Annotated in this window: 25 protein-coding genes; 14 read left to right on the forward strand and 11 right to left on the reverse strand. The window is 51.7% G+C overall.

The features are described from left to right. Positions 1-11 precede the first annotated feature (11 nt). Together znuB and znuC are read right to left on the reverse strand one after the other, a co-directional pair. Positions 12-797 carry a zinc ABC transporter permease subunit ZnuB gene (znuB, locus tag GUC46_RS10065; protein WP_003034874.1) on the reverse strand — a complete coding sequence of 262 codons (786 nt, stop codon included), beginning with the start codon at positions 795-797 and terminating at the stop codon, positions 12-14. Continuing rightward, on the reverse strand, positions 794-1,549 hold the full coding sequence (znuC, locus tag GUC46_RS10070; protein ID WP_003034877.1) for a zinc ABC transporter ATP-binding protein ZnuC: 756 nt from the start codon (positions 1,547-1,549) through the stop codon (positions 794-796). Before znuC ends, znuB begins: the two co-directional genes overlap by 4 nt. A gap of 78 nt (positions 1,550-1,627) precedes the next feature. On the opposite strand from znuC, the gene znuA reads away from it, so the two are divergent. The 3 genes from znuA to lpxM all read left to right on the forward strand — a co-directional run bounded on the left by znuA (position 1,628) and on the right by lpxM (position 4,998). Next, positions 1,628-2,572: a zinc ABC transporter substrate-binding protein ZnuA gene (gene znuA / locus GUC46_RS10075; RefSeq protein WP_160180171.1), complete on the forward strand. Its 945-nt coding sequence runs from the start codon at positions 1,628-1,630 to the stop codon at positions 2,570-2,572. A 15-nt stretch (positions 2,573-2,587) separates the two neighbouring features. Then, positions 2,588-3,907: a murein DD-endopeptidase MepM gene (gene mepM / locus GUC46_RS10080; protein ID WP_003034883.1), complete on the forward strand. Its 1,320-nt coding sequence runs from the start codon at positions 2,588-2,590 to the stop codon at positions 3,905-3,907. 119 nt (positions 3,908-4,026) lie between these two features. After that, positions 4,027-4,998 carry a lauroyl-Kdo(2)-lipid IV(A) myristoyltransferase gene (gene lpxM / locus GUC46_RS10085; RefSeq protein WP_003841672.1) on the forward strand — a complete coding sequence of 324 codons (972 nt, stop codon included), beginning with the start codon at positions 4,027-4,029 and terminating at the stop codon, positions 4,996-4,998. 43 nt (positions 4,999-5,041) lie between these two features. On the opposite strand, the gene pyk is transcribed toward lpxM, so the two are convergent. After that, positions 5,042-6,484 carry a pyruvate kinase gene (pyk, locus tag GUC46_RS10090; protein ID WP_003034890.1) on the reverse strand — a complete coding sequence of 481 codons (1,443 nt, stop codon included), beginning with the start codon at positions 6,482-6,484 and terminating at the stop codon, positions 5,042-5,044. A gap of 118 nt (positions 6,485-6,602) precedes the next feature. Then, complete coding sequence (locus GUC46_RS10095; protein ID WP_003034893.1) at positions 6,603-7,472, reverse strand: MurR/RpiR family transcriptional regulator; 870 nt, start codon at positions 7,470-7,472, stop codon at positions 6,603-6,605. Positions 7,473-7,839: 367 nt separating this feature from the next. Between GUC46_RS10095 and zwf the strand changes: the two genes are divergently transcribed. From zwf to kdgA, 3 genes are all read left to right on the forward strand, one after another. Next, a complete protein-coding gene (zwf, locus tag GUC46_RS10100) occupies positions 7,840-9,315 on the forward strand; it encodes a glucose-6-phosphate dehydrogenase (RefSeq protein ID WP_003034896.1) in 1,476 nt (491 codons plus the stop codon). Between the two features lie 233 nt (positions 9,316-9,548). Next, positions 9,549-11,360 carry a phosphogluconate dehydratase gene (gene edd / locus GUC46_RS10105; RefSeq protein ID WP_130714586.1) on the forward strand — a complete coding sequence of 604 codons (1,812 nt, stop codon included), beginning with the start codon at positions 9,549-9,551 and terminating at the stop codon, positions 11,358-11,360. Between the two features lie 34 nt (positions 11,361-11,394). Beyond that, complete coding sequence (gene kdgA / locus GUC46_RS10110; protein ID WP_003034901.1) at positions 11,395-12,036, forward strand: bifunctional 4-hydroxy-2-oxoglutarate aldolase/2-dehydro-3-deoxy-phosphogluconate aldolase; 642 nt, start codon at positions 11,395-11,397, stop codon at positions 12,034-12,036. A gap of 67 nt (positions 12,037-12,103) precedes the next feature. On the opposite strand, the gene purT is transcribed toward kdgA, so the two are convergent. After that, on the reverse strand, positions 12,104-13,282 hold the full coding sequence (purT, locus tag GUC46_RS10115) for a formate-dependent phosphoribosylglycinamide formyltransferase (RefSeq protein ID WP_044700298.1): 1,179 nt from the start codon (positions 13,280-13,282) through the stop codon (positions 12,104-12,106). A 131-nt stretch (positions 13,283-13,413) separates the two neighbouring features. Here purT and yebG point away from each other — a divergent pair, with 131 nt between their 5' ends. From yebG to ptrB, 4 genes are all read left to right on the forward strand, one after another. After that, positions 13,414-13,704: a DNA damage-inducible protein YebG gene (gene yebG / locus GUC46_RS10120; protein WP_003034906.1), complete on the forward strand. Its 291-nt coding sequence runs from the start codon at positions 13,414-13,416 to the stop codon at positions 13,702-13,704. A gap of 121 nt (positions 13,705-13,825) precedes the next feature. Further along, positions 13,826-14,179 (forward strand): protein YebF, encoded by a 354-nt coding sequence (yebF, locus tag GUC46_RS10125; protein ID WP_003034909.1) that lies wholly within the window; start codon positions 13,826-13,828, stop codon positions 14,177-14,179. A gap of 94 nt (positions 14,180-14,273) precedes the next feature. Further along, positions 14,274-14,933: a tellurite resistance TerB family protein gene (locus tag GUC46_RS10130; protein WP_130714587.1), complete on the forward strand. Its 660-nt coding sequence runs from the start codon at positions 14,274-14,276 to the stop codon at positions 14,931-14,933. Positions 14,934-15,019: 86 nt separating this feature from the next. Further along, positions 15,020-17,074, forward strand: coding sequence for an oligopeptidase B (gene ptrB, locus GUC46_RS10135; protein ID WP_201743314.1), 2,055 nt, complete (start codon positions 15,020-15,022; stop codon positions 17,072-17,074). Here ptrB and exoX read toward each other — a convergent pair. From exoX to GUC46_RS10150, 3 genes are all read right to left on the reverse strand, one after another. Further along, the gene (gene exoX, locus GUC46_RS10140; RefSeq protein WP_003841659.1) at positions 17,065-17,727 is read right to left on the reverse strand and encodes an exodeoxyribonuclease X; all 663 of its coding nucleotides are present in this window, start codon (positions 17,725-17,727) and stop codon (positions 17,065-17,067) included. The two genes, ptrB and exoX, sit on opposite strands and share 10 nt — an antisense overlap. A 23-nt stretch (positions 17,728-17,750) precedes the next feature. After that, positions 17,751-18,407 (reverse strand): carbon-nitrogen hydrolase family protein, encoded by a 657-nt coding sequence (locus GUC46_RS10145; RefSeq protein WP_003841657.1) that lies wholly within the window; start codon positions 18,405-18,407, stop codon positions 17,751-17,753. Between the two features lie 106 nt (positions 18,408-18,513). Then, positions 18,514-18,744, reverse strand: coding sequence for a DNA polymerase III subunit theta (locus tag GUC46_RS10150; protein WP_003034925.1), 231 nt, complete (start codon positions 18,742-18,744; stop codon positions 18,514-18,516). 143 nt (positions 18,745-18,887) lie between these two features. Here GUC46_RS10150 and yobA point away from each other — a divergent pair, with 143 nt between their 5' ends. From yobA to pphA, 4 genes are all read left to right on the forward strand, one after another. Further along, a complete protein-coding gene (gene yobA, locus GUC46_RS10155; protein WP_044711069.1) occupies positions 18,888-19,262 on the forward strand; it encodes a CopC domain-containing protein YobA in 375 nt (124 codons plus the stop codon). Between the two features lie 3 nt (positions 19,263-19,265). Further along, entirely contained in the window at positions 19,266-20,138 is an 873-nt protein-coding gene (gene copD / locus GUC46_RS10160; protein WP_049002332.1) for a copper homeostasis membrane protein CopD, read from the forward strand. 20 nt (positions 20,139-20,158) lie between these two features. Beyond that, positions 20,159-20,497, forward strand: a complete 339-nt coding sequence (locus GUC46_RS10165; protein WP_003833793.1) for a YebY family protein — start codon at positions 20,159-20,161, stop codon at positions 20,495-20,497. Positions 20,498-20,909: 412 nt separating this feature from the next. Continuing rightward, entirely contained in the window at positions 20,910-21,551 is a 642-nt protein-coding gene (gene pphA / locus GUC46_RS10170; protein WP_058842357.1) for a protein-serine/threonine phosphatase, read from the forward strand. Here the strand turns inward: pphA and GUC46_RS10175 are convergent, their stop codons facing one another. The 3 genes from GUC46_RS10175 to rsmF form a co-directional block, all read right to left on the reverse strand. After that, positions 21,552-21,743 (reverse strand): YebW family protein, encoded by a 192-nt coding sequence (locus GUC46_RS10175; protein WP_003034941.1) that lies wholly within the window; start codon positions 21,741-21,743, stop codon positions 21,552-21,554. 102 nt (positions 21,744-21,845) lie between these two features. Beyond that, positions 21,846-22,082, reverse strand: coding sequence for a YebV family protein (locus GUC46_RS10180; protein ID WP_029139506.1), 237 nt, complete (start codon positions 22,080-22,082; stop codon positions 21,846-21,848). Between the two features lie 100 nt (positions 22,083-22,182). Further along, positions 22,183-23,571, reverse strand: coding sequence for a 16S rRNA (cytosine(1407)-C(5))-methyltransferase RsmF (gene rsmF, locus GUC46_RS10185; protein ID WP_061548593.1), 1,389 nt, complete (start codon positions 23,569-23,571; stop codon positions 22,183-22,185). Positions 23,572-23,619 lie beyond the last annotated feature (48 nt).

Here is a 23,619-nt window from a genome sequence, read left to right on the forward strand (position 1 = left end):
GCAACGCATGCTTAGCTCGCTTGTTTTTTCATCATGCTGAAAATAAACAGCAGTGCGGCACACAGCACCACGGAGGGACCTGCCGGGGTGTCATAGAAGGCCGAGAAGGTCAGCCCGCCTGTAACCGCTATCATTCCCACACCAACGGCAACTCCTGCCATCTGTTCCGGCGTACGGGCAAAGCGACGGGCGGTCGCCGCAGGGATAATAAGCAGCGAGGTGATAATCAACGCCCCGACAAACTTCATCGCCACGCCAATCGTTAACGCCGTAACCAGCATCAGCAGTAGCTTCACGCGTTGCAGCTTCACGCCATCGACAAATGCCAGATCCGGACTGATGGTCATCGACAGCAGGTTACGCCACTGCCAGAACAGAATCGCCAGAACAATAACCACGCCGATGGCGATGGAGATAAGATCTTCAGGCGTCACGGCGAGCAAATCACCAAACAGGTAAGCCATCAGATCCACACGGATGTTGGACATCAGACTGACGACAACCAGCCCCAGCGACAATGCACTATGCGCCATAATGCCCAGTAAGGTATCGATCGCGAGGTGAGGGCGCTTTTCAAGCCATACCAGACCGCCAGCCAGCAACAAAGTGACGGCGATAACCGCATAGAAAGGGTTTACATCCAGCAGCAGGCCAAAGGCGACTCCCAGCAGCGAAGCGTGGGCCAGCGTATCACCGAAATAAGACATTCGACGCCAGACCACAAACGAGCCGAGTGGGCCAGCAGCACAGGCCAGCATGATCCCGGCTAACCAACCGGGTAATAACAATTCAATCATGAGTGACCATTTCCCCGGCGTAAGACGATACGACCCTGTAAATCGTGGCGGTGATTGTGATTATGACGGTAAATTCCGAGTTGTTCGGCGCCGCGTTGTCCGAACATTGAGATGAATTCCGGGTGCATGGAAACCACTTCCGGCGCACCGGAACAGCAAATATGATGGTTCAGGCACAGTACTTCATCGGTTTTGGCCATCACCAGATGCAGGTCATGGGAAACCATCAGTACGGCGCAATCCAGTTCACGTCGCAACTGGTCGATAAGGTCGTACAGTGCGACCTGCCCATTGACATCCACGCCCTGGGTCGGCTCATCGAGCACCAGTAGCTGAGGTTTATTCAATAAAGCACGGGCTAACAGGACGCGTTGCGTTTCCCCGCCAGAGAGCTTTTGCATCGGCGCATTCATCAGATGTCCGGCCTGAACGCGCTTCAGTGCCGGAAGGATATCCTCTTTTTTGGTGCCGGGACGTAAGCGCATAAACCGACTTACCGTCAGCGGAAGCGTAGTATCGAGGTACAGTTTTTGCGGTACATAGCCAATCCGCAATTGGCCATTACGCTTGATAACTCCCTCATCAGCCGCTACCAGTCCTAATACAACGCGCACCAGCGTAGACTTCCCGGCACCATTCGGGCCGAGAAGCGTTAAAATTTTACCGGGTCGAAGTTCAAGCGATACGTCAGACAGGACGCGGCGTTGACCATAAGAGACCGAGACATTTTCCAGTGAAACCAAAGTCGTCATATCAATTTTAGTCTTGCAGAAGTTATAGAATGTTATAATATCACATTTCTTACATTCATTACGATGATTGGTCGCATTATGTTACATAAAAATACGCTTCTTTTCGCAACATTATCCGCTGCTCTTTGGGGTAGTGCAACACAGGCAGCAAATGCTGCTGTGGTGGCCTCGCTCAAGCCGCTGGGATTTATTGCTTCGGCCATTGCGGACGGGGTAACAGACACTGAGGTTTTGCTGCCAGACGGGGCTTCCGAACATGACTATTCACTGCGTCCATCAGACGTAAAACGCTTACAGGGCGCGGACTTAGTCGTTTGGATTGGACCTGAGATGGAAGCGTTTATGGAAAAGTCAGTCAAGAATATTCCTAACGCGAAACAGGTAACGATTGCGCAGCTCAATGACGTGAAACCGTTACTCATAAAAGGTGCTGACGACGACGATGACGATCATGGACACAATGATGCTGGCAGTGAAAAAAGTGACGAGCATCACCATCACGGCGATTACAACATGCATCTTTGGCTTTCTCCAGAGATAGCGCGGGCCTCAGCGGTTGCAATCCATGAAAAATTAGTGGAACTTATGCCGCAAAGTCGAGCCAAACTTGACGCCAACCTGAAGGATTTTGAGGCACAATTAGCCGCAACCGATAAGCAGGTAGGTAACGAGCTCGCACCGCTCAAGGGAAAAGGTTATTTCGTTTTTCATGACGCCTATGGCTACTACGAAAAACACTACGGACTAACACCGCTTGGTCACTTTACCGTGAACCCTGAGATTCAACCTGGTGCGCAGCGTTTACATGAAATAAGAACACAGTTGGTTGAGCAAAAAGCAACCTGCGTTTTTGCTGAGCCACAGTTCAGGCCAGCGGTCGTTGAAGCCGTCGCGAGAGGGACATCCGTTCGAATGGGAACGTTGGATCCGCTCGGTACGAATATCAAACTGGGTAAAACAAGCTATTCAGCGTTTTTGAACCAATTAGCCAACCAGTATGCGAGCTGCCTGAAAGGAGATTAATGAGGAAGTGAATACGTGCAACAGATAGCCCGCTCTGTCGCTCTGGCATTTAATAATCTGCCGCGACCCCATCGCGTTATGCTGGGGTCGCTTACCGTACTGACATTGGCCGTTGCCGTCTGGCGGCCTTATGTTTACCATCCCGATTCTGCACCCATCGTTAAAACTATCGAGCTGGAAAAAAGCGAGATTCGTTCACTGTTGCCTGAGGCAAGCGAACCTATTGATCAGGCTGCACAGGAAGACGAAGCCATTCCGCAGGATGAACTGGATGACAAAACGTCTGGTGAAGCTGGTGTGCATGAGTATGTCGTCTCCACTGGCGATACGCTGAGCAGTATTCTGAATCAGTACGGCATCGATATGGGCGATATCAGTCAACTCGCTGCTTCCGATAAAGAGCTGCGTAATCTGAAAATTGGTCAGCAGCTTTCCTGGACCTTAAGCGCGGAAGGTGACCTGCAGCGTCTGACCTGGGAAGTATCCCGCCGTGAAACCCGTACTTACGATCGCACTGCGACGGGTTTCAAAATGAGCAGCGAAATGCAACAGGGCGATTGGGTTAACAGTCGTATCAAAGGCACGGTGGGCGGAAGCTTCGTCGCCAGCGCCAAAGATGCCGGTCTGACCAGCTCTGAAATCAGCGCAGTGATTAAGGCCATGCAGTGGCAGATGGATTTCCGCAAACTGAAAAAAGGTGATGAGTTCTCGGTGCTGATGTCTCGCGAAATGCTGGACGGCAAGCGCGAGCAAAGCCAACTGCTGGGCGTGCGTTTACGTTCTGAAGGCAAAGACTATTATGCTATCCGTGCAGCAGACGGTAAGTTCTATGACCGTAATGGTACCGGGCTGGCGAAAGGCTTCATGCGTTTCCCGACGGCGAAACAGTTCCGTATTTCCTCGAACTTTAACCCGCGTCGCCTGAATCCGGTGACTGGACGCGTAGCGCCGCACAAAGGTGTCGACTTTGCGATGCCGCAGGGGACGCCGGTACTGTCGGTGGGCGATGGTGAAGTGGTTGTAGCGAAGCGTAGCGGCGCTGCCGGATACTATGTTGCGGTTCGTCATGGTCGCACCTACACCACGCGTTATATGCACCTGCGTAAGCTGTTGGTGAAACCAGGTCAAAAAGTTAAACGTGGCGATCGTATCGCGCTGTCAGGTAACACCGGGCGTTCAACGGGGCCGCATCTGCACTATGAAGTATGGGTTAACCAGCAGGCCGTGAACCCTTTGACGGCGAAACTGCCGCGTACAGAGGGTCTGACCGGCTCGGATCGCACCGATTACCTGGCGCAGGTGAAAGAGGTTATGCCTCAGCTACGTTTTGATTAATTAGTACACTGACAAAGCCGGTACGCTATGCGTGCCGGCTTTTTTATTTTGTACGGCGCACGGTGCGCCGCTACACTATCAGCAGATTTACTTTTCGCGGCACCAGACACTGGAAGAGCATGGAAACGAAAAAAAAGAATATTGAGTATATCCCTGAGTTTCACAAATCATTTCGCCATCCGCGCTACTGGGGCGCCTGGCTGGGGGTGGCGGCGATAGCTGGTATTGCGTTAACGCCGGCAGCATTTCGTGATCCTATTCTGGCAAAACTCGGACGGCTTGCCGGAAGACTGGGAAAAAGCTCCCGTCGCAGAGCATTGATCAATTTATCCCTCTGCTTTCCTGAACGTAGCGAAGCTGAGCGTGAAGCCATTGTTGATGATATGTATGCAACTGCGCCTCAGGCGATGGTCATGATGGCTGAATTAGCAATACGTGGCCCGGAGAAAATTCAGAGTCGGGTTGACTGGCAGGGCCTGGAAATCATCGAAGAGATGCGGCGCAACGATGAAAAAGTTATTTTTCTCGTTCCACATGGCTGGGGGGTAGATATCCCGGCGATGCTGATGGCGTCCCAGGGACAGAAAATGGCTGCGATGTTCCACAATCAGGGGAACCCGGTATTCGATTACGTCTGGAACACGGTACGCCGTCGCTTTGGTGGTCGTTTGCATGCGCGTAATGATGGCATCAAACCGTTTATTCAGTCTGTCCGTCAGGGATATTGGGGATACTATCTGCCGGATCAGGACCATGGACCTGAACACAGCGAGTTTGTTGATTTTTTTGCTACCTATAAAGCAACGTTACCGGCGATTGGACGTCTGATGAAAGTCTGCCACGCGCGCGTGGTACCGCTGTTCCCCGTATACGATGGGAGAACGCACCGCCTGACGATCCATGTTCGTCCACCGATGGATGACATCCTGACGGCGGATGACCACACCATTGCCAGACGGATGAACGAAGAGGTGGAGATTTTTGTCACGCCTCATGTCGAACAATACACCTGGATTCTGAAACTGCTTAAGACGCGTAAACCCGGCGAGATTGAGCCCTATAAGCGCAAAGATCTCTATCCGAAGAAATAAAAAAAAGCCTCTCAAACGAGAGGCTTTTTTACATTTAAGCGACTTATTCTACGGTCAGAATACGCGTGGTGTTGGTTGAGCCAATGGTGCTCATCACATCGCCCTGGGTCACGATCACCAGGTCACCAGAAACCAGGTAGCCTTTATCGCGCAGCAGGTTCACCGCTTCATTGGCGGCAACGACGCCGTCAGTTTCGCTGTCGAAGTGAACCGGGGTGACACCGCGGTACAGGGAGGTCAGATTCAGCGTACGCTCATGACGAGACATCGCGAAAATCGGCAGGCCGGAACTGATACGAGAAGTCATCAGCGCAGTGCGACCGGACTCCGTCATTGCGATGATAGCGGTGACCCCTTTCAGGTGGTTAGCAGCGTACATCGCTGACATCGCAATCGCTTCTTCAACGTTATCAAACTGCACGTCAAGGCGGTGTTTAGAGACGTTGATGCTCGGGATCTTTTCAGCGCCGAGACAGACGCGCGCCATTGCCGCGACGGTTTCCGCCGGGTACTGACCTGCAGCTGTTTCTGCAGAGAGCATCACGGCATCGGTGCCGTCGAGGACGGCGTTAGCCACATCCATCACTTCCGCACGAGTCGGCATTGGGTTGGTAATCATCGACTCCATCATCTGCGTAGCGGTGATGACCGCACGGTTCAGCTGGCGCGCGCGACGAATCAACGCTTTCTGAATACCTACCAGCTCAGGGTCACCGATTTCAACACCCAGGTCGCCACGGGCTACCATCACTACGTCAGAAGCCAGGATGATGTCATCCATCGCATTCTGGTCGCAGACGGCTTCTGCACGTTCTACTTTGGCGACAATTTTCGCATCGCAACCGGCATCGCGCGCCAGACGGCGGGCATAATTCAGATCTTCGCCGCAGCGCGGGAAGGAGACAGCCAGATAGTCAACGCTGATTTGTGCTGCGGTAATGATGTCGGCTTTGTCTTTTTCGGTCAGGGCTTCAGCAGAGAGACCGCCGCCCAGTTTGTTGATGCCTTTGTTATTGGATAGCGGGCCACCGACGGTGACTTCGGTGAAGACTTTCATGCCCTGAACTTCCAGCACCTTAAGCTGTACGCGACCATCGTCGAGCAGCAGGATATCGCCAGGCACGACGTCAGCAGGCAGCCCTTTATAATCAATACCGACTTTTTCTTTGTCGCCTTCGCCTTTGCCGAGGTTGGCGTCTAACAGGAACTTGTCGCCAACGTTAAGAAATACTTTACCTTCTTTAAAGGTGGATACGCGGATTTTAGGTCCCTGCAGGTCACCCAAAATAGCTACATGACGTCCCAGTTTTGCGGCAATTTCACGGACTTTATCCGCCCGCAGTTTGTGATCTTCTGGAGAGCCGTGGGAAAAGTTCATACGTACGACGTTCGCACCCGCGGCGATAATCTTCTCAAGGTTGTTATCGCGGTCAGTTGCCGGGCCTAACGTGGTAACGATTTTGGTTCTGCGAAGCCTTCTGGACATGTAATACTCCGTTGACTGAAACAACTTGGTGTTGCGTGAACATTGATCCGGCCGTTCTCAAACATTAACGGTAAATGAACAACCCGGATGATAAAAGGGTAGAACATTGTTATTGCTTTTAGCGGTCATCACTCTTGATGAGTAATTCTTTATCAAAACGCGATTCCTTGAGCGCTTCCTTGACACGCTTCAAGTTATCTCTAAATTTTGCCCCTCGGCGCAAAGTAAATCCTGTAGCCAGCACATCTATCACGGTCAGTTGAGCAAGTCGAGAGACCATGGGCATATAAATGTCAGTATCTTCCGGTACATCGAGGGTAATTGCCAGCGTGGCTTCCCGTGCCAGTGGCGTACCGGGAGAGGTGAGGGCGATAACCATGGCATCGTTTTCCCGCGCTAATTGCGCCAGTTCAACCAGACTTTTGGTTCTTCCGGTATGAGAAATAAGCACAATGACGTCGTCGTCGCTACAATTCATACAACTCATGCGTTGCAGAACAATATCGTCGGAATAAATTACCGGCACGTTAAAGCGGAAAAATTTATTCATCGCGTCATGCGCTACCGCGGCGGAAGAACCTAAACCAAAGAAGGCAATTTTCTTCGCCTGGGTTAATAAATCTACCGCCCGGTTTACCGCCGCGTTATCCAGCGACTGGCGAACGTGGTCGAGGCTTGCCATCGCTGACTCGAAGATTTTCCCCGTGTAAGATTCTACGCTGTCATCCTCATCCACATTGCGATTAACATAAGGGGTGCCATTTGCCAGACTTTGCGCCAGATGCAGTTTAAAATCAGGAAAGCCGCGGGTGTCCATGCTGCGACAGAAACGGTTCACCGTTGGCTCGCTGACATTCGCTTCTACAGCAAGTGCAGCGATGCTTGAATGGATTGCCCGCTCGGGAGAGGCAAGAATAATGTCGGCGACTTTACGCTCTGACTTGCTCAAATGTTCCAGTTTTAACTGGATTTTTTCCAGCATATTCATGATGTAGGTAGACTCATGGGTCATGGGCAAAAACGATTTCAGCGATACGGGGAAACCGATACACAATTTAGTGTATAGATATTACCCCTGCTAATGCAGCAACGGAGCAAAATGGACAGAATAGTTGTTGTTTTTTTTCATTACATGATCGGAGTCGGATTTTCATACTTCGTCATGGGTACGGAAAATACGACTTTTTTATCCATTTTGATGGGTTATACGCCAATAAAGCGGCTGTTCGCGGTAACAGCACGGCTGGATAAGCGTTTACGGTTTCCGGATTCACGTAAAAGCAGTACAGTGCACTGTAATAAAATTACAACCAGTGTCTGGCAAAAGCACCAGGCACTTAATTGAGGAGAATGACATGGCGGTAACGCAAACAGCCCAGGCATGTGACCTGGTCATTTTCGGTGCGAAGGGCGACCTGGCGCGACGGAAATTGCTGCCTTCCCTGTATCAACTGGAAAAGGCCGGCCAGATTAACCCGGAAACCCGTATCATTGGGGTTGGGCGTGCCGACTGGGACAAAGCAGCTTATACCAAGGTTGTGCGCGAAGCGCTCGAAACCTTCATGAAAGAAAAAATCGATGAAGGTTTATGGGAGACCCTCAGCGGTCGTCTGGAGTTTTGTAATCTGGACGTCAATGATACCGCCGCATTTAGCCGTCTGGGTGAAATGCTGGATCAGAAATCACGTACCACTATTAACTATTTCGCGATGCCACCAAGCACTTTTGGCGCAATCTGCAAAGGCTTGGGTGAAGCAAAGCTGAATGCTAAGCCTGCCCGCGTGGTGATGGAAAAACCGTTAGGAACGTCACTGGCAACATCGCGCGAAATCAATGATCAGGTAGGCGAGTATTTCGAAGAGTGCCAGGTTTACCGCATCGACCACTATCTCGGCAAAGAGACGGTACTGAACCTGTTGGCACTGCGTTTTGCCAACTCCCTGTTTGTGAACAACTGGGATAACCGCACTATCGATCACGTAGAAATTACCGTGGCGGAAGAAGTGGGCATTGAAGGGCGCTGGGGCTACTTTGACCAGGCCGGTCAGATGCGCGACATGATCCAGAACCACCTGCTGCAAATCCTATGCATGATCGCGATGTCTCCACCGTCCGATCTGAGCGCTGACAGCATCCGTGATGAAAAAGTGAAGGTACTGAAATCACTGCGTCGCATCGATCGTTCGAACGTGCGAGAAAAAACGGTTCGCGGTCAGTACACCGCCGGTTTTGCCCAGGGCAAAAAAGTTCCGGGATACCTGGAAGAAGAAGGTGCCAACAAGAGCAGCAACACGGAAACGTTTGTGGCAATCCGTGTGGATATCGATAACTGGCGCTGGGCGGGTGTTCCATTCTACCTGCGTACCGGTAAACGTTTACCGACCAAGTGCTCTGAAGTCGTGGTTTACTTCAAAACGCCTGAGCTGAACCTGTTCAGAGAATCCTGGCAGGACCTGCCACAGAACAAGCTGACCATCCGTTTGCAGCCTGATGAAGGTGTCGATATCCAGGTACTGAACAAAGTGCCGGGTCTGGATCACAAGCATAACCTGCAAATTACCAAACTTGATCTGAGCTACTCCGAAACCTTCAACCAAACACATCTGGCCGACGCTTATGAGCGTCTGCTGCTTGAAACGATGCGCGGCATTCAGGCGCTGTTTGTGCGTCGAGATGAAGTTGAAGAAGCATGGAAGTGGGTCGACTCTATTACCGAAGCCTGGGCAATGGACAACGACGCGCCGAAGCCTTATCAGGCCGGGACTTGGGGACCGGTTGCCTCTGTGGCCATGATTACCCGTGATGGTCGTTCCTGGAACGAATTCGAGTAAAATATCATCTAGCCCATAGGTGTTATTTTACCGGTAACATGATCTAACACAGATTGTAGAATAATTTTTGCACTTTTAAGCCTCGCGTGGATTCACCCGCGGGGCTTTTTTTATTACACTGCCTGAAACGATTTTGCCCCTGAGCTACGGCTAACAAGCGATTCAGCTGTTTTTAAGCCAACTGAAACACATTGTTTTTCCAACGCTCTGACAGATAAATTTTAGGAGCCTCTATGAATCCGAATTTGTTACGCGTAACACAACGTATCGTCGAACGTTCTCGCGACACACGTTCCGCCTACCTTGCCCGTATTGAACAAGCGAAATCGACTACCGTTCATCGTTCACAACTGGCGTGCGGTAACCTGGCGCATGGTTTTGCTGCCTGCCAGCCGGATGACAAGGCTTCGCTGAAAAGCATGCTGCGTAACAATATCGCGATCATTACCTCCTATAACGACATGCTTTCCGCACATCAGCCGTACGAGCATTACCCGGACATCATTCGTAAAGCGCTGCATGAAGCCAATGCGGTAGGCCAGGTTGCTGGCGGTGTTCCTGCGATGTGCGACGGTGTGACCCAGGGACAGGATGGGATGGAGCTTTCGCTGTTGAGTCGCGAAGTGATTGCTATGTCGGCTGCTGTGGGCCTCTCACATAATATGTTCGACGGCGCGTTATTCCTTGGCGTGTGCGACAAAATTGTCCCGGGTCTGGTGATGGCGGCACTGTCATTTGGTCATCTGCCTTCGATCTTTATTCCCTCCGGCCCGATGGCGAGTGGTCTGGCGAACAAAGAAAAAGTGCGTATCCGTCAGTTGTATGCTGAAGGTAAAGTCAATCGTATGGCGCTGCTTGAATCCGAAGCTGCGTCTTATCACGCACCGGGTACCTGTACGTTCTATGGCACGGCAAACACCAACCAGATGGTGGTGGAGTTTATGGGGATGCAACTGCCAGGCTCCTCATTCGTGCACCCGGATGCGCCGCTGCGCGAAGCGTTGACCGCCGCTGCGGCTCGTCAGGTAACGCGTCTGACCGGCAACGGCAATGAATGGATGCCGATCGGTAAAATGATCGATGAAAAAGTAGTGGTCAACGGTATTGTCGCGCTGCTGGCGACCGGGGGCTCCACTAACCATACAATGCACCTGGTCGCGATGGCGCGCGCAGCCGGTATTCTGATTAACTGGGACGACTTCTCCGATCTGTCCGATATTGTGCCGCTGATGGCGCGTCTGTACCCGAATGGTCCGGCAGACATTAACCACTTCCAGGCGGCGGGTGGCGTGCCGGTGTTAATGCGCGAACTGCTTAACGCGGGTCTGCTGCATGAAGATGTGAACACCGTTGCCGGGTTTGGTTTATCGCGCTACACCATGGAGCCTTGGCTCAACGAGGGTGAGCTGGACTGGCGTGAAGGTGCGGCGAAGTCGCTGGACAGCAACGTGATAGCCACCTTTGACCAGCCTTTCTCCCACCACGGCGGCACCAAAGTGCTGAGTGGAAACCTCGGCCGCGCAGTGATGAAAACGTCGGCGGTACCGGTAGAAAATCAGGTGATTGAAGCGCCCGCGGTTGTTTTCGAAAGTCAGCATGATGTATTGCCTGCCTTCGATGCGGGACTGCTCGACCGTGATTGCGTAGTAGTTGTGCGCCATCAGGGACCAAAAGCAAACGGAATGCCAGAATTACATAAACTCATGCCGCCACTTGGTGTATTATTGGACCGTTGTTTCAAAATTGCGTTAGTTACCGATGGACGACTTTCAGGTGCTTCAGGTAAAGTGCCTTCAGCAATCCATGTAACCCCAGAAGCCTATGATGGCGGGCTGCTGGCAAAAGTACGCGATGGCGACATCATTCGTGTGAATGGACAGACAGGTGAATTGACGCTGCTGGTTGATGAAGAGGAACTTGCTTCTCGTCAGCCTCATATTCCTGACCTCAGCGCATCGCGCGTGGGCACAGGCCGTGAAATGTTCAGCGCGTTGCGTGAAAAGCTGTCCGGTGCGGAACAGGGCGCAACCTGTATCACTTTTTAAGACTTATTTTGTAATCAGGCGAGAGAAAACTCTGATGAAAAACTGGAAGACAAGTGCAGAAGCAATCCTGACCACTGGCCCGGTTGTACCGGTTATCGTGGTTAATAAACTGGAACACGCCGTGCCGATGGCAAAAGCGCTGGTTGCAGGCGGCGTGCGCGTTCTGGAAGTGACCCTACGTACCGCATGTGCGATGGATGCCATTCGCGCGATCGCAAAAGAAGTTCCGGACGCTATCGTTGGTGCAGGTACTGTACTGAATCCACAACAGCTGGCTGAAGTTACCGAAGCCGGTGCACAGTTTGCTATCAGTCCGGGTCTGACCGAGCCGTTGCTGAAAGCCGCAACTGAAGGCACTATTCCGTTGATCCCTGGTATCAGCACCGTGTCTGAACTGATGCTGGGTATGGACTACGGTTTGAAAGAGTTCAAATTCTTCCCTGCTGAAGCAAATGGCGGTACTAAAGCGCTGCAGGCGATTGCGGGTCCGTTCTCACAGGTCCGTTTCTGCCCAACCGGTGGGATCTCTCCAGCGAATTACCGCGACTACCTGGCACTGAAAAGCGTGCTGTGCATCGGTGGTTCCTGGCTGGTTCCGGCAGATGCGCTGGAAGCAGGTGATTACGATCGCATTACCAAACTGGCTCGTGAGGCTGTTGAAGGCGCGAAGCAATAATTGCGCAAAATGCCCGGTAATCACTACCGGGCATGGGAATCTGTAACGGGCCATTCGGCCCGTTTTTTTATCCAGTAACTTTCACCTGTGCGGCCGCGTCTTTCGCGCGTATCACCGCATCTTCAATGCTCTGTGCTGTGGCCAGCACAACGCCCAGACGACGGCTCCCGTCGATGTCCGGTTTGCCGAAGAACCTAACTTGCATACCCGCACCTACAGCGGCCTGCACGTTATCAAACGTGATATTCTGACTGGTAAGTTGCGGCAGAATAACAGCGGAAGCAGAAGGCCCATACTGGCGGATTTCGCCAACGGGCAGACCGAGAAATGCACGTACGTGCAGGGCAAACTCAGACAGATCCTGCGAAATTAAGGTCACCATACCCGTGTCGTGAGGGCGAGGGGAGACTTCGCTGAAAATCACCTCATCACCGCAGACAAACAGCTCCACGCCAAACAGTCCGTGACCACCCAGCGCCAGCACCACCTTGCGGGCAATCTCCTGCGCGCGCGCCAGCGCCAGTTCACTCATCTGCTGCGGCTGCCAGGACTCGCGATAATCGCCATCTTCCTGTCGATGTCCAACCGGCGCGCAGAAATGCACGCCATCAACGGCGCTAACGGTTAGCAGGGTGATTTCAAAATCAAAATTCACTACGCCTTCGACGATAACGCGTCCGGCACCAGCCCGACCGCCCTGTTGAGCATAGTCCCAGGCTGCAGCGAGCTGATCGGCTGAACGGATAAAGCTTTGTCCTTTACCGGACGAACTCATTACCGGTTTCACGATGCAGGGATAGCCGATTTCAGCGACGGCTTCGCGAAAGCGGACTTCACTGTCAGCAAAGCGGTAAGAAGAGGTCGGTAGAGACAATTCTTCGGCGGCGAGGCGACGGATTCCTTCCCGGTTCATGGTCAGTTGCGTTGCTCTTGCACATGGCACAACACGCTGGCCTTCCTGCTCCAGTTTTACCAGCATATCCGTGGCGATCGCCTCAATTTCCGGCACGATATAATGTGGTTTTTCACGCTCGACGAGCTGGCGTAATGCTTCGCCATCCAGCATGTTGATAACGTATGAGCGATGGGCAACGTGCATGGCTGGCGCGTCGGGGTAACGATCCACGGCAATGACTTCCACACCCAGGCGTTGACATTCAATTGCCACTTCTTTACCCAGTTCTCCCGAACCTAATAACATCACTCGCGTTGCTGCTGGACGCAGCGCTGTGCCTAATAACGTCATAAATTAATCCCCTGTTTTATCTGGGCGCAGTATATACGAAAACGTTTGCGTCTGTCTTTATTACCAGGTTGATTTCAGGGCTTAAAAAGAATATACTGTACATAAATACAGGTAATTTAAGAGGCTGCAAAATGGCGGTTGAAGTTAAATACGTAGTCATTCGGGAAGGTGAGGAAAAAATGTCGTTTACCAGCAAAAAGGAAGCCGATGCGTATGACAAAATGCTGGATACAGCAGATCTGCTCGACACATGGCTGGAGCAATCGCCGGTAGCGCTTGAAGACGAGCAGCGCGAAGCGCTTTCCCTGTGGCTGGCTGAGCAAAAAGATGTGCTGAGCGCCATTCTGAAAAATGGCAAGCTGCCTTCGCCGCAGGCTGTCGAAAACGATGCGCACGCTGGGGATGATACTCAGGCTGCCTGAAACGACTTGCGCTCCTGACGTTTTGTACCATGCTTTTCCCTGAATCATTGTGCAATCCCTGACGTTATTTCTCGTTGCTACAGGCAATCTGAATGACGAAGGGGAGATTAAGGAGAAAAGAATGTATAAAAAAAGAACGTTATTGAGCCTGCTGCTGCTGTCTGCCAGCGTATCTGTATTTGCGGCAAATATGGAAAGCAAAAACGTCCAGTTCCCCAAGTGTGAGGGACTGGACGCTAACGGTATTGCGGCGAGCGTGAAACGTGATTATCAACAAAATCGCATTGCGCGCTGGGCTGACGATCAAAAGCGCGTCGGGCAAGCCGATCCTGTCGCCTGGGTAAACACGCCCGATATTACGGGCAAAGACGGGAAATGGTCAGTTCCCCTGACGGTTCGCGGTAAAAGTGCGGATATTCACTATCAGGTAAAAGTCGACTGCAAAGCCGGAACAGCGGAGTATCAGCCGCAGTAACGGAGGTATTTGCACATCTTTTGATGACCTGAACACTTCCTGACATCCCCTCGGGTACGCTTTGATGATTATTCGTCTGTACTTGAGGGGCAAAATGGCTAACTGGCTAAATCAACTACAATCTCTTCTTGGGCAAAAAGGTTCCTCCGCGTCATCTTCTGGCGAGCAAGGGCTGAGTAAACTTCTGGTTCCAGGCGCGTTAGGCGGTCTGGCAGGATTACTGGTTGCCAACAAATCTTCTCGTAAATTACTGAGTAAATACGGCACCAGCGCGCTTCTGGTAGGCGGCGGCGCGGTTGCCGGGACTGTGTTATGGAACAAGTACAAGGATAAAGTTCGCGCAGCGCATCAGGATGAGCCGCAGTTTGGTGCAGAAAGCTCACCGCTGGATCAGCGAACCGAACGCCTGATTCTGGCGCTGGTTTTTGCGGCGAAAAGCGATGGCCATATTGATGCCAAAGAACGTAGCGCTATTGAGCAGCAGCTCCGTGAAGCGGGCGTGGAAGAGCAGGGCCGCATTCTGATTGAAAGCGCCATCGAACAACCGTTAGACCCTCAACGACTGGCGCATGGGATCCGTAACGAAGAAGAAGCGCTAGAAATTTACTTCCTCAGTTGTGCGGCGATTGATATCGACCACTTTATGGAACGTAGTTATCTCAATGCGCTGGGCGATGCGTTGAAGATCCCGCAGGATGTTCGTGAAGGCATTGAACAGGATCTCAAGGAACAAAAACAGGCGTTACCGGGTTAATTACTTACCACTAAGGCGCATGTTTCGCTTGCATCATTGCTGTCTTTTGCCACCCTTATAGGATGTTTAAGCAAAAGAACAATGACATGCTACCAAAAGCTTCTCGTATTCCCCACGCCATGACGCAGCATGGCGATACTCGTGTTGATAATTATTACTGGTTGCGAGATGACACTCGCTCGCAGCCAGAAGTGCTGGATTATCTGCAACAAGAAAATGCGTATGGCCGTCAGATTATGGCCTCGCAGCAGGCTTTGCAGGATCGCGTCCTGAAAGAGATTATCGACCGTATCCCGCCTCAGGATGCTTCTGCCCCCTATGTGAAGAATGGTTATCGCTACCGGCATATTTATGAACCGGGGTGCGAATATGCCATTTATCAGCGTCAGTCTGCCTTCAGTGAAGAGTGGGATGATTGGGACACTTTGTTGGATGGGAACCAGCGCGCGGCACACAGCGAGTTTTATACGCTGGGAGGACTGGCGATATCACCGGATAACACCATCATGGCACTGGCCGAAGATTATCTCTCTCGCCGGCAATATGGCGTGCGTTTTCGCAACCTGCAAAGCGGCAACTGGTATCCGGAAGTGCTGGAAAACGTCGAAGCGGATTTGGTATGGGCGAATGATTCTCAGACTTTCTATTACGTGCGCAAGCATGAAACGACGTTATTGCCGTATCAGGTCTGGCGACATACAGTCGGCTCGCCATCGTCACTGGATGAGCTGGTGTATGAAGAAGCCGATGACATGTTTTATGTCAGTCTGCATAAAACCACATCATTGCATTATGTGGTTATCCACATTGCCAGTGCGACCACCAGTGAAGTTTTGTTGCTTGATGCAGAACTGGCAGATGCCGAACCGTTGGTCTTTTTAGCGCGACGCAAAGACCACGAATATAGTCTCGATCACTATCAGCACAATTTTTATCTGCGATCCAACCGTCAGGGGAAAAATTTCGGCCTGTACCGTACCCGTGTTCGTGATGAGCAAGCCTGGGAGACGCTGATCCCTCCGCGTGACAACGTGATGCTGGAGGGCTTTACGCTATTCACCGACTGGCTGGTGGTAGAAGAGCGTCAGCAAGGCTTAACCAGCCTGCGACAGATTAATCGTAAAACGCGCGAAGTGGTCGGGATCGCCTTTGACGATCCGGCATATGTGACCTGGCTTGCCTATAATCCAGAGCCGGAGACATCGCGCCTGCGCTATGGCTATTCCTCCATGACCACCCCGGACACATTGTTTGAACTGGATATGGACACCGGTGAACGTCGTGTGCTTAAACAGACGGAGGTCCCCGGATTTGATGCGGCGAATTACCGTAGCGAACACGTATGGATAACGGCACGTGATGGCACTGAGGTTCCGGTTTCGCTGGTTTATCATCAAAAGTATTTCCTGAAAGGAAAAAATCCGTTACTGGTTTATGGCTATGGGTCATATGGCGCCAGCATGGATGCCGATTTCAGCAGCAGCCGTTTAAGCTTACTGGATCGCGGCTTTGTTTACGCCATTGCCCATGTGCGTGGCGGTGGTGAATTAGGACAACAGTGGTACGAGGACGGTAAGTTTCTGCGCAAGAAAAATACCTTTAATGATTACCTCGACGTCTGTGATGCGCTGCTAAAAATGGGCTATGGCGCGCCTGAGTTATGTTATGGCATGGGAGGAAGCGCCGGGGGCATGTTAATGGGCGTCGCCATTAATGAGCGCCCGGAACGCTTCCATGGTGTTATTGCTCAGGTGCCGTTTGTCGATGTGCTGACCACAATGCTGGATGAATCAATTCCCCTGACGACCGGTGAGTTTGAAGAGTGGGGTAATCCGCAGGACGAAGAGTATTACACCTATATTAAAAGCTACAGTCCGTATGACAATGTAACCGCGCAGGCGTATCCGCATCTGCTGGTCACGACGGGATTACACGATTCCCAGGTGCAATACTGGGAACCAGCAAAATGGGTGGCAAAACTGCGTGAGCTGAAAACGGACGATCATTTGCTGCTACTTTGCACGGATATGGCTTCCGGACACGGCGGTAAATCCGGGCGTTTTAAATCTTACGAAGGTGTGGCTCTTGAGTACGCTTTTTTGATTGGACTGGCGCAGGGAACACTGCCTGCTCAGGCGTGATCCAAATAGTGTTTTAGCGTTAATCGCAGTTCCGGGCTCATATTATCAAGGTTATTAAATAACCAGCGCAGATAGCCCGGATCGCGTTCAGCCACTTCTGATACCGGTTTTCCGCGGTACTTACCAAAAGTGAAAGTAGTGAGTAACGCGGGACGGCCGGTAATATCGACCATTTGATCGGCTGTCCAGCCTGACGTCTGCATGATGTCGATCAGAAGTGCAGCAGTGATGTAGCAGTCGTACAGGGCTCGGTGATGGTGGAGACCCGCTGGCGTCTGTACGCTCAGCTTGCGCGATTTATACAGCGCCATGTTGCTGTATTTGATCCCCGGCCACAAACGACGGGAGAGCTTCATGGTGCAAATCCACTCCCCGGGCATATCGGGTAATACGCGGCGGTCAAAGCTGGCATTGTGCGCCACGTACCACTCGCTGCCGTAATACTGCGGGATGATGTCTTCAATCCACGGCTTATCGGCCACCATTGCTTCAGTAATGCGATGGATAGCCATCGCCTGTGGGCTGATGGGGCGGTCAGGGCGTACCAGGTGGCTCATTGGGTTGACTATTTTTCCGTCAACCACATCGACAGAAGCAATTTCAACAATGCCTCCCTGTAGACCACAGGTTTCTGTATCTATTATGCGCAACATGCCATGCTCCTGACCCAAAACGACTAGCGTAATGGAATGATATCACCTTGCCAACCCCGTGGCGTGCGTTGACCGGTTAACAGCAAAGAACCGCTGTCTGCGCGAACAATCAATCGGCCTCGCTCATCCCATAACGCGCTGCTGCCACGCGCATTGGCCATTAATACAGCTATGGCAAACTTATGCGAGAAACTCTGTAGACGAGATGTGGAGGAGAGCAATTCGGGTTCGCTAATGGACTGACTGCTCGTGAACAGGGAGTAAGCCGGGTCGATATCGATTCCTTCCGGTTGGCTATCCACTACGCTAATGGCATTTTGCTGTCTGGCGATACAGGCTCCGTGACTTTGATGAAACGTTAAGGGCGAGGTCATCCAGGGAGAAAAGAGCGCGATGCCTTTTACGAACCGGTTGTTATGTTCCACCGGTAGTCCCGCAATGATTGTCATACGATAAGTCACGGCGGCATGGGCGAGAGGTTCTAACAGCGCTTCATCGGGTGGGGCAGGAAGCGCGTCATGTTCATCAACACAACCTAACAAGGAGAGGGAAGGAAAGACCAGCAATTCACATTGGCATTGGGCGGCTGCCTGAATGAATTGCAGGTGATGTGCGACATGCTCGGTAACTGAGGTGTGAAGAGGTTCGTACTGCGCTGCTGCGATTTTCCAGTGTGACATAATGATTTCCTTTTCATAGTGTCTACAATCATCCTGAAAGTATAGATTAAGAATATACTTATACTGTAGCAGCCATCATGTAAGGAATCGTAACGTAGTATAAGTTTTATTTAACTTTAGGCTCGTAAGGTAAACGTGAAAGGGAAACGGATGCCAGTCGGTGCGCGATGAGTCTTTCGCGAAACCAGTCGCGTAAATGTTCGGGCTGTTCACGCTCAACAACTTCGGCAACAACCGGCATGTTGTATCGCTCCTTAAACGCTACACCCGCAGCGGCCAGGTCAACATTGACCTTATCCATTTCCGCTTGCTCAAGTTTGGCCAGATTGATGTTCATGGGCTTCTCCTTTTCTCTGTCTTTCGGCGCGCAAAGTTACTAAGAGTGTGCATTAATGGCAAGACCGAAATGATGATTCTCGACTCGATCATTGTAGAAGGTTATTCTCTATAGATTAGACATAACAAAAAGGAATAGTTGAAATGGCTTCATCTGCATCTATGCTTCGCAGCGCTCTCATCGTACTCGCCAGCGTGCTGGCAACGCCCGCCGCCCTGGCGCATGCCCACCTCACAAAACAAAGCCCGGCGGCTAATGCCGAGGTTGCGGCATCTCCTCAGGCGTTGACGCTGAATTTTTCTGAAGGCGTAGAGCCGGGATTCAGCGGCGCAACGCTGACAGGTCCAAACAAAGAACAGATCAAAACGGGTAAGGCGTCACGCAGTGAGCAGGACAAAACACAGCTGATTGTTCCGCTTGATCAAACACTTGAAGCTGGAAAATATACGGTCGACTGGCACGTTGTTTCCGTGGATGGTCACAAGACGAAGGGGCAATATACCTTTAGCGTGAAATAACCGATGCTGGCATTTACCTGGGTTGCATTACGGTTTATCCATTTTACCACGTTGATGCTGGTGTTTGGCTGTGCGCTTTACGGCGCATGGCTTGCTCCCGTTTCGGTTCGTCGTTTAATGATGCGTCGTTTTTTGCGTCTGCAACGGCATGCCGCAACGTGGAGCTTTATCAGCGCGACGCTGATGCTGGCGATCCAGGGTGGGTTAATGGGCTCAGGCTGGCGGGATGTTATCTCTACAGATGTATGGGGCGCGGTGTTGCAAACGCAGTTTGGCGGCGTCTGGTTATGGCAGATTATCCTCGCGCTGGTCACTCTGGTGGTGGTTATTATCGTACCGCGTAGCATGCCGCGACGGCTGTTAATGCTGACGATTGCGCAGTTTATTTTGCTGGCTGGCGTCGGGCATGCGACGCTGCATAGTGGTATTACTGGGGCAATCCAGCAGGTTAACCATGCCTTGCATCTGATATGCGCCGCCGCCTGGTTCGGTGGCCTGCTACCCGTACTTTACTGTATGCGAATGGCGCAAGGTCGCTGGCGGGAACCTGCCATTTGTACCATGATGCGCTTCTCACGCTATGGGCATCTTTTTGTTATCGGTGTTTTACTTACCGGTATTATGAATGCGCTGTTTATTGTCGGTTTTTCTGTTCCCTGGCACATGGCTTACGGGCGACTACTTTTGTTAAAAGGTGCTCTGGTCATGCTAATGGTGGCGATTGCGCTGGTGAATCGGTATGTTCTGGTACCACGCATGCGGCAGGATAACCGCGGCATGACTCTCTATTTTATTTGGATGACCAAGCTGGAATGGGGTATAGGAGCCGTTGTGCTGGCAATTGTCAGCCTGTTCGCAACCCTTGAACCTTTCTGATTGATGGACTGGCGAAACGCATGAAAAAAATCATTATCTCTTTATTACTCCTGGCAAGCTCCGGAGCCGCGCTGGCTGCGCCGCAGGTCATTACCGTCAGCCGTTTTGAGGTTGGCAAAGATAAGTGGGCGTTTAATCGGGAAGAGGTGATGCTGACCTGCCGCCCGGGTAACGCGCTGTATGTCATCAATCCCAGTACGCTGGTGCAATACCCGTTGAATGATGTTGCCAGACAGCAGGTGGAGAGCGGAAAAACCACGGCAAAGCCGATCGAGATTATCCAGATTGATGACCCGGCGAAACCGGGCGAAAAAATGAGCCTGGCACCGTTTGTGGAGCGTGCAGAAAAGCTCTGCTAATTGTCAGATGTAGCGCTCTGATTTCCAATAAAAAACCGCAAGGATCTCGCACGAGAACTTGCGGTTTTTGCGTTTAGATGCGTAACAAACGTCCTTTTTTTCCGGCCACTTTAGTCGCGGACTGGAAAACCTGGCGCTGTCATCTATTCTTAAATGGCAGGGTAACTTAGCCTGCATTAATGCCAACTTTTAGCGCACGGCTCTCTCCCAAGAGCCATTTCCCTGGACCGAATACAGGAATCGTATTCGGTCTCTTTTTATGTGGCGAATGCGATGCCATCCAGGGCAAAACACGGCTTATCGCATGCTGCATTCTCCATAAACCATACCATACTCCTGCCCACGATCGTCCAGGCTTTTTTACCATCATTGCTAAAATTATAATCAGGTACCCTTGTACTCTGGAGGCGACATGGGACGACCTGACAATATCTATCAACGAATCGACGGTACGCAGTGGCGTCACGTCTGGGTGGTTGGGGATATCCACGGCTGCTTCTCGATACTGATGGCTAAACTGCGCCAGTACCGTTTTGATCCTTGGCAGGATCTGCTGGTTTCAGTGGGGGATGTTATTGACCGTGGACCAGACAGTTTGCGTTGCCTGAAATTATTGCGTAAACGCTGGATAGTCGCGGTCAGGGGGAATCATGAGCAGATGGCGCTGGACGCGCTGGTGACGGGAGATCAATTCATGTGGTTTATGAATGGTGGCTCGTGGTATGCGCAGGCGGAGCAACCGGCAGCGAAATTCGCTCTTGAAGAGTGTTGGCAATTACCCTGGATTCTGGAGCTGCATTGTCAAAACGGCATACACGTTATTGCTCATGCCGATTACCCGGATGATGATTATCTGTGGCTAAAAAAGATCGATTTACAGCGTGTGCTGTGGGATCGTTCGAGGCTAATGAACAACGGTTGTGGGATTCGCGGCGCGGATCACTTTTGGTTTGGCCACACGCCGTTGCTCCATCGGCTGGATCGCGAGAATCTGCATTATATTGATACCGGTGCTGTATTTGGCGGCGAGTTAACGCTGGTACAACTGCAATAATCAAAAATCGCTGTATTCCTGGGCCGGGTGCCAGAAACTATCAATGTAGTCATCCGCGGGTAAACACCCTCCGTTACGAATACGTTGATCGTCCATCGATATCAGGCACTGCTGCTCAGTTTTGTAGACATCAACCACGATATCTTCACAACCGCCATCCAGGTAGCACACAAAAAGAACCAGCGTGAACATTCCATCCTCAAATGGTAAAGCCATAGCTGTAGTGTAGAAGATGTTGATAGATGAGGGAAATTAACCAGGAAATAACCCGTCTGGCGACGGGTTCTTTTTGAATCAGGCAAGGCGCATGATCCAGGCATCTGACTTACGATCGTAGTGTTCGCGAAATAGTACTGAATGTTCTCCGTTCAACAGGGCCGGGACGCTGGTATCGGCATCCCAGGCATCCAGTTGCATACATAAATCCGGGTCGGATTTACACGGAATGGTTAACGTTCGGTCCCCCGGCGATTCGCCATGTAACTCGGCGTCGTCGATTTCAAAAGCGCCAATGCGCACACTGGTTTTCATCATCGTGCTCTCCGTTAATTTGCTAATTGTGGTACGACCAGTTAGGTCGTCCATTTTTCAGCGTAGTCAACGTTAGCAAAAGCGCCAGTAAAAACGTGCGTTATCCCGTAAAGAGTTTGCCATCCCGGACAAGATCGCGTGGGTAGCTATTCTTCAGTCGCGATCCAATACGTTTTGCCAGACCGATAGGCTGATGCTGGAATGTAACCAGTACGTCGTCACTCGTCGGTGTGGCTTGTGGGTAGACATCCCGGCCGCGGTACCACTCTTCAGCTTCGGCAAGCGTCAGTTCAAACGCATGGCTGTGATTTGGGTTGGCGAGCGCGATGACGGCTTCATGCTGCCAGCGGTAGCCTTTATTGTGCGTTTCGGCTAATTTGACGCCGAGTCGGGAAAAGCGGACTTTGCCGATCAGTGACTCAATTTCTGTTGGGAACAGCCAAATCTCTTTATCGCGCTGCCACAGGCGTAAATTATCTTCCCACTGCAGTCCACAAGCGCTCGCGGCTTGCGCGATAAGCGCGGACTCGCGTCCTTTCAGCGGGCTAAACGGGAAGTTACCGACTTTATATGTCGGCGCAGGTAGTGGAGGGATGGCGGCTGTTTTGCGCAAACGCGCAACGAAGAAACCTTCGCAATCGTAAATTTGCGGAAACACATGCAGGAATCCTTCCGGCGTCAGGGCGCGTTCGGCCTGTGGAAATAAATCGCCGAGTGGTAAAAACTCGACGGCGTCCGGGTAGGTTTCAATCAACCACCGCATGATATTTTCATTTTCGTCACGATTAAGCGTACAGGTCGAGTAAACCAACGTGCCGCCGGGGCGCAGAGCGTGAAAGGCGCTGTCGAGCAGTTCGCGCTGAGTTGCGGCAATTTCCAGATTACTTTCTGGCGACCAGTTTTTTAGCGCATCGGGGTCTTTACGCACTACGCCTTCCCCGGAACACGGGGCGTCCAGCAATATGGCATCAAATGATTCCGGCAACGCAGCGCCAAATACTCGTCCGTCAAAATGGGTCAGGGCGACGTTGGCTATCCCGCAACGGCTGATATTGGCATGCAGGACTTTGACGCGACTGGCAGAAAATTCATTCGCCAGAATGGCGCCTCGATTATTCATTTTTGCGGCAATTTGCGTGGTTTTGGAGCCAGGGGCTGCCGCGACATCCATTACGCGTTCCGGGGTATTGCCTTCGGCAAACAGCGCAGCGACTGGCAGCATTGAGCTGGCTTCCTGAATATAAAACAGGCCGCTTAAATGTTCTGCTGTGCTACCGAGCGGCACTAACTCATCTTCATCGCGTTCGATCCAGAAACCTTCAGCACACCAGGGAACCGGAGTGAGAGACCAGTTGTAAGGTGCTGTCAGTGTGAGGAAATCGGCAACGGAGATTTTCAGCGTGTTGACGCGAATGCTGCGGCGCAACGGGCGCTGACAGGCAGCGAGAAAATCATCGAATGAGAGCGTGGAAGGCATTGCTTCACGCATTTTAGTCAGAAAGGCGTCGGGAAAATAAGCCACTTGGTACCACCGGCA

The sequence above is a fragment of the Citrobacter sp. LUTT5 genome, from assembly GCF_009905315.1.
Taxonomy (GTDB): domain Bacteria; phylum Pseudomonadota; class Gammaproteobacteria; order Enterobacterales; family Enterobacteriaceae; genus Citrobacter; species Citrobacter freundii.

Coding starts and splice junctions, on each gene's coding strand:
- exoX (WP_003841659.1), bottom strand. CDS start 17,727: ATGTTGCGCATAATAGATACAGAAACCTGTGGTCTACAGGGAGGCATT.
- lpxM (WP_003841672.1), top strand. CDS start 4,027: ATGGAAACGAAAAAAAAGAATATTGAGTATATCCCTGAGTTTCACAAA.
- rsmF (WP_061548593.1), bottom strand. CDS start 23,571: ATGCGTGAAGCAATGCCTTCCACGCTCTCATTCGATGATTTTCTCGCT.
- kdgA (WP_003034901.1), top strand. CDS start 11,395: ATGAAAAACTGGAAGACAAGTGCAGAAGCAATCCTGACCACTGGCCCG.
- zwf (WP_003034896.1), top strand. CDS start 7,840: ATGGCGGTAACGCAAACAGCCCAGGCATGTGACCTGGTCATTTTCGGT.
- znuB (WP_003034874.1), bottom strand. CDS start 797: ATGATTGAATTGTTATTACCCGGTTGGTTAGCCGGGATCATGCTGGCC.
- GUC46_RS10175 (WP_003034941.1), bottom strand. CDS start 21,743: ATGTTCACGCTGGTTCTTTTTGTGTGCTACCTGGATGGCGGTTGTGAA.
- ptrB (WP_201743314.1), top strand. CDS start 15,020: ATGCTACCAAAAGCTTCTCGTATTCCCCACGCCATGACGCAGCATGGC.
- GUC46_RS10165 (WP_003833793.1), top strand. CDS start 20,159: ATGAAAAAAATCATTATCTCTTTATTACTCCTGGCAAGCTCCGGAGCC.
- GUC46_RS10145 (WP_003841657.1), bottom strand. CDS start 18,407: ATGTCACACTGGAAAATCGCAGCAGCGCAGTACGAACCTCTTCACACC.
- yebG (WP_003034906.1), top strand. CDS start 13,414: ATGGCGGTTGAAGTTAAATACGTAGTCATTCGGGAAGGTGAGGAAAAA.
- copD (WP_049002332.1), top strand. CDS start 19,266: ATGCTGGCATTTACCTGGGTTGCATTACGGTTTATCCATTTTACCACG.
- edd (WP_130714586.1), top strand. CDS start 9,549: ATGAATCCGAATTTGTTACGCGTAACACAACGTATCGTCGAACGTTCT.
- GUC46_RS10130 (WP_130714587.1), top strand. CDS start 14,274: ATGGCTAACTGGCTAAATCAACTACAATCTCTTCTTGGGCAAAAAGGT.
- yebF (WP_003034909.1), top strand. CDS start 13,826: ATGTATAAAAAAAGAACGTTATTGAGCCTGCTGCTGCTGTCTGCCAGC.
- znuA (WP_160180171.1), top strand. CDS start 1,628: ATGTTACATAAAAATACGCTTCTTTTCGCAACATTATCCGCTGCTCTT.
- yobA (WP_044711069.1), top strand. CDS start 18,888: ATGGCTTCATCTGCATCTATGCTTCGCAGCGCTCTCATCGTACTCGCC.
- purT (WP_044700298.1), bottom strand. CDS start 13,282: ATGACGTTATTAGGCACAGCGCTGCGTCCAGCAGCAACGCGAGTGATG.
- GUC46_RS10180 (WP_029139506.1), bottom strand. CDS start 22,082: ATGAAAACCAGTGTGCGCATTGGCGCTTTTGAAATCGACGACGCCGAG.
- GUC46_RS10150 (WP_003034925.1), bottom strand. CDS start 18,744: ATGAACATCAATCTGGCCAAACTTGAGCAAGCGGAAATGGATAAGGTC.
- pphA (WP_058842357.1), top strand. CDS start 20,910: ATGGGACGACCTGACAATATCTATCAACGAATCGACGGTACGCAGTGG.
- znuC (WP_003034877.1), bottom strand. CDS start 1,549: ATGACGACTTTGGTTTCACTGGAAAATGTCTCGGTCTCTTATGGTCAA.
- GUC46_RS10095 (WP_003034893.1), bottom strand. CDS start 7,472: ATGAATATGCTGGAAAAAATCCAGTTAAAACTGGAACATTTGAGCAAG.
- pyk (WP_003034890.1), bottom strand. CDS start 6,484: ATGTCCAGAAGGCTTCGCAGAACCAAAATCGTTACCACGTTAGGCCCG.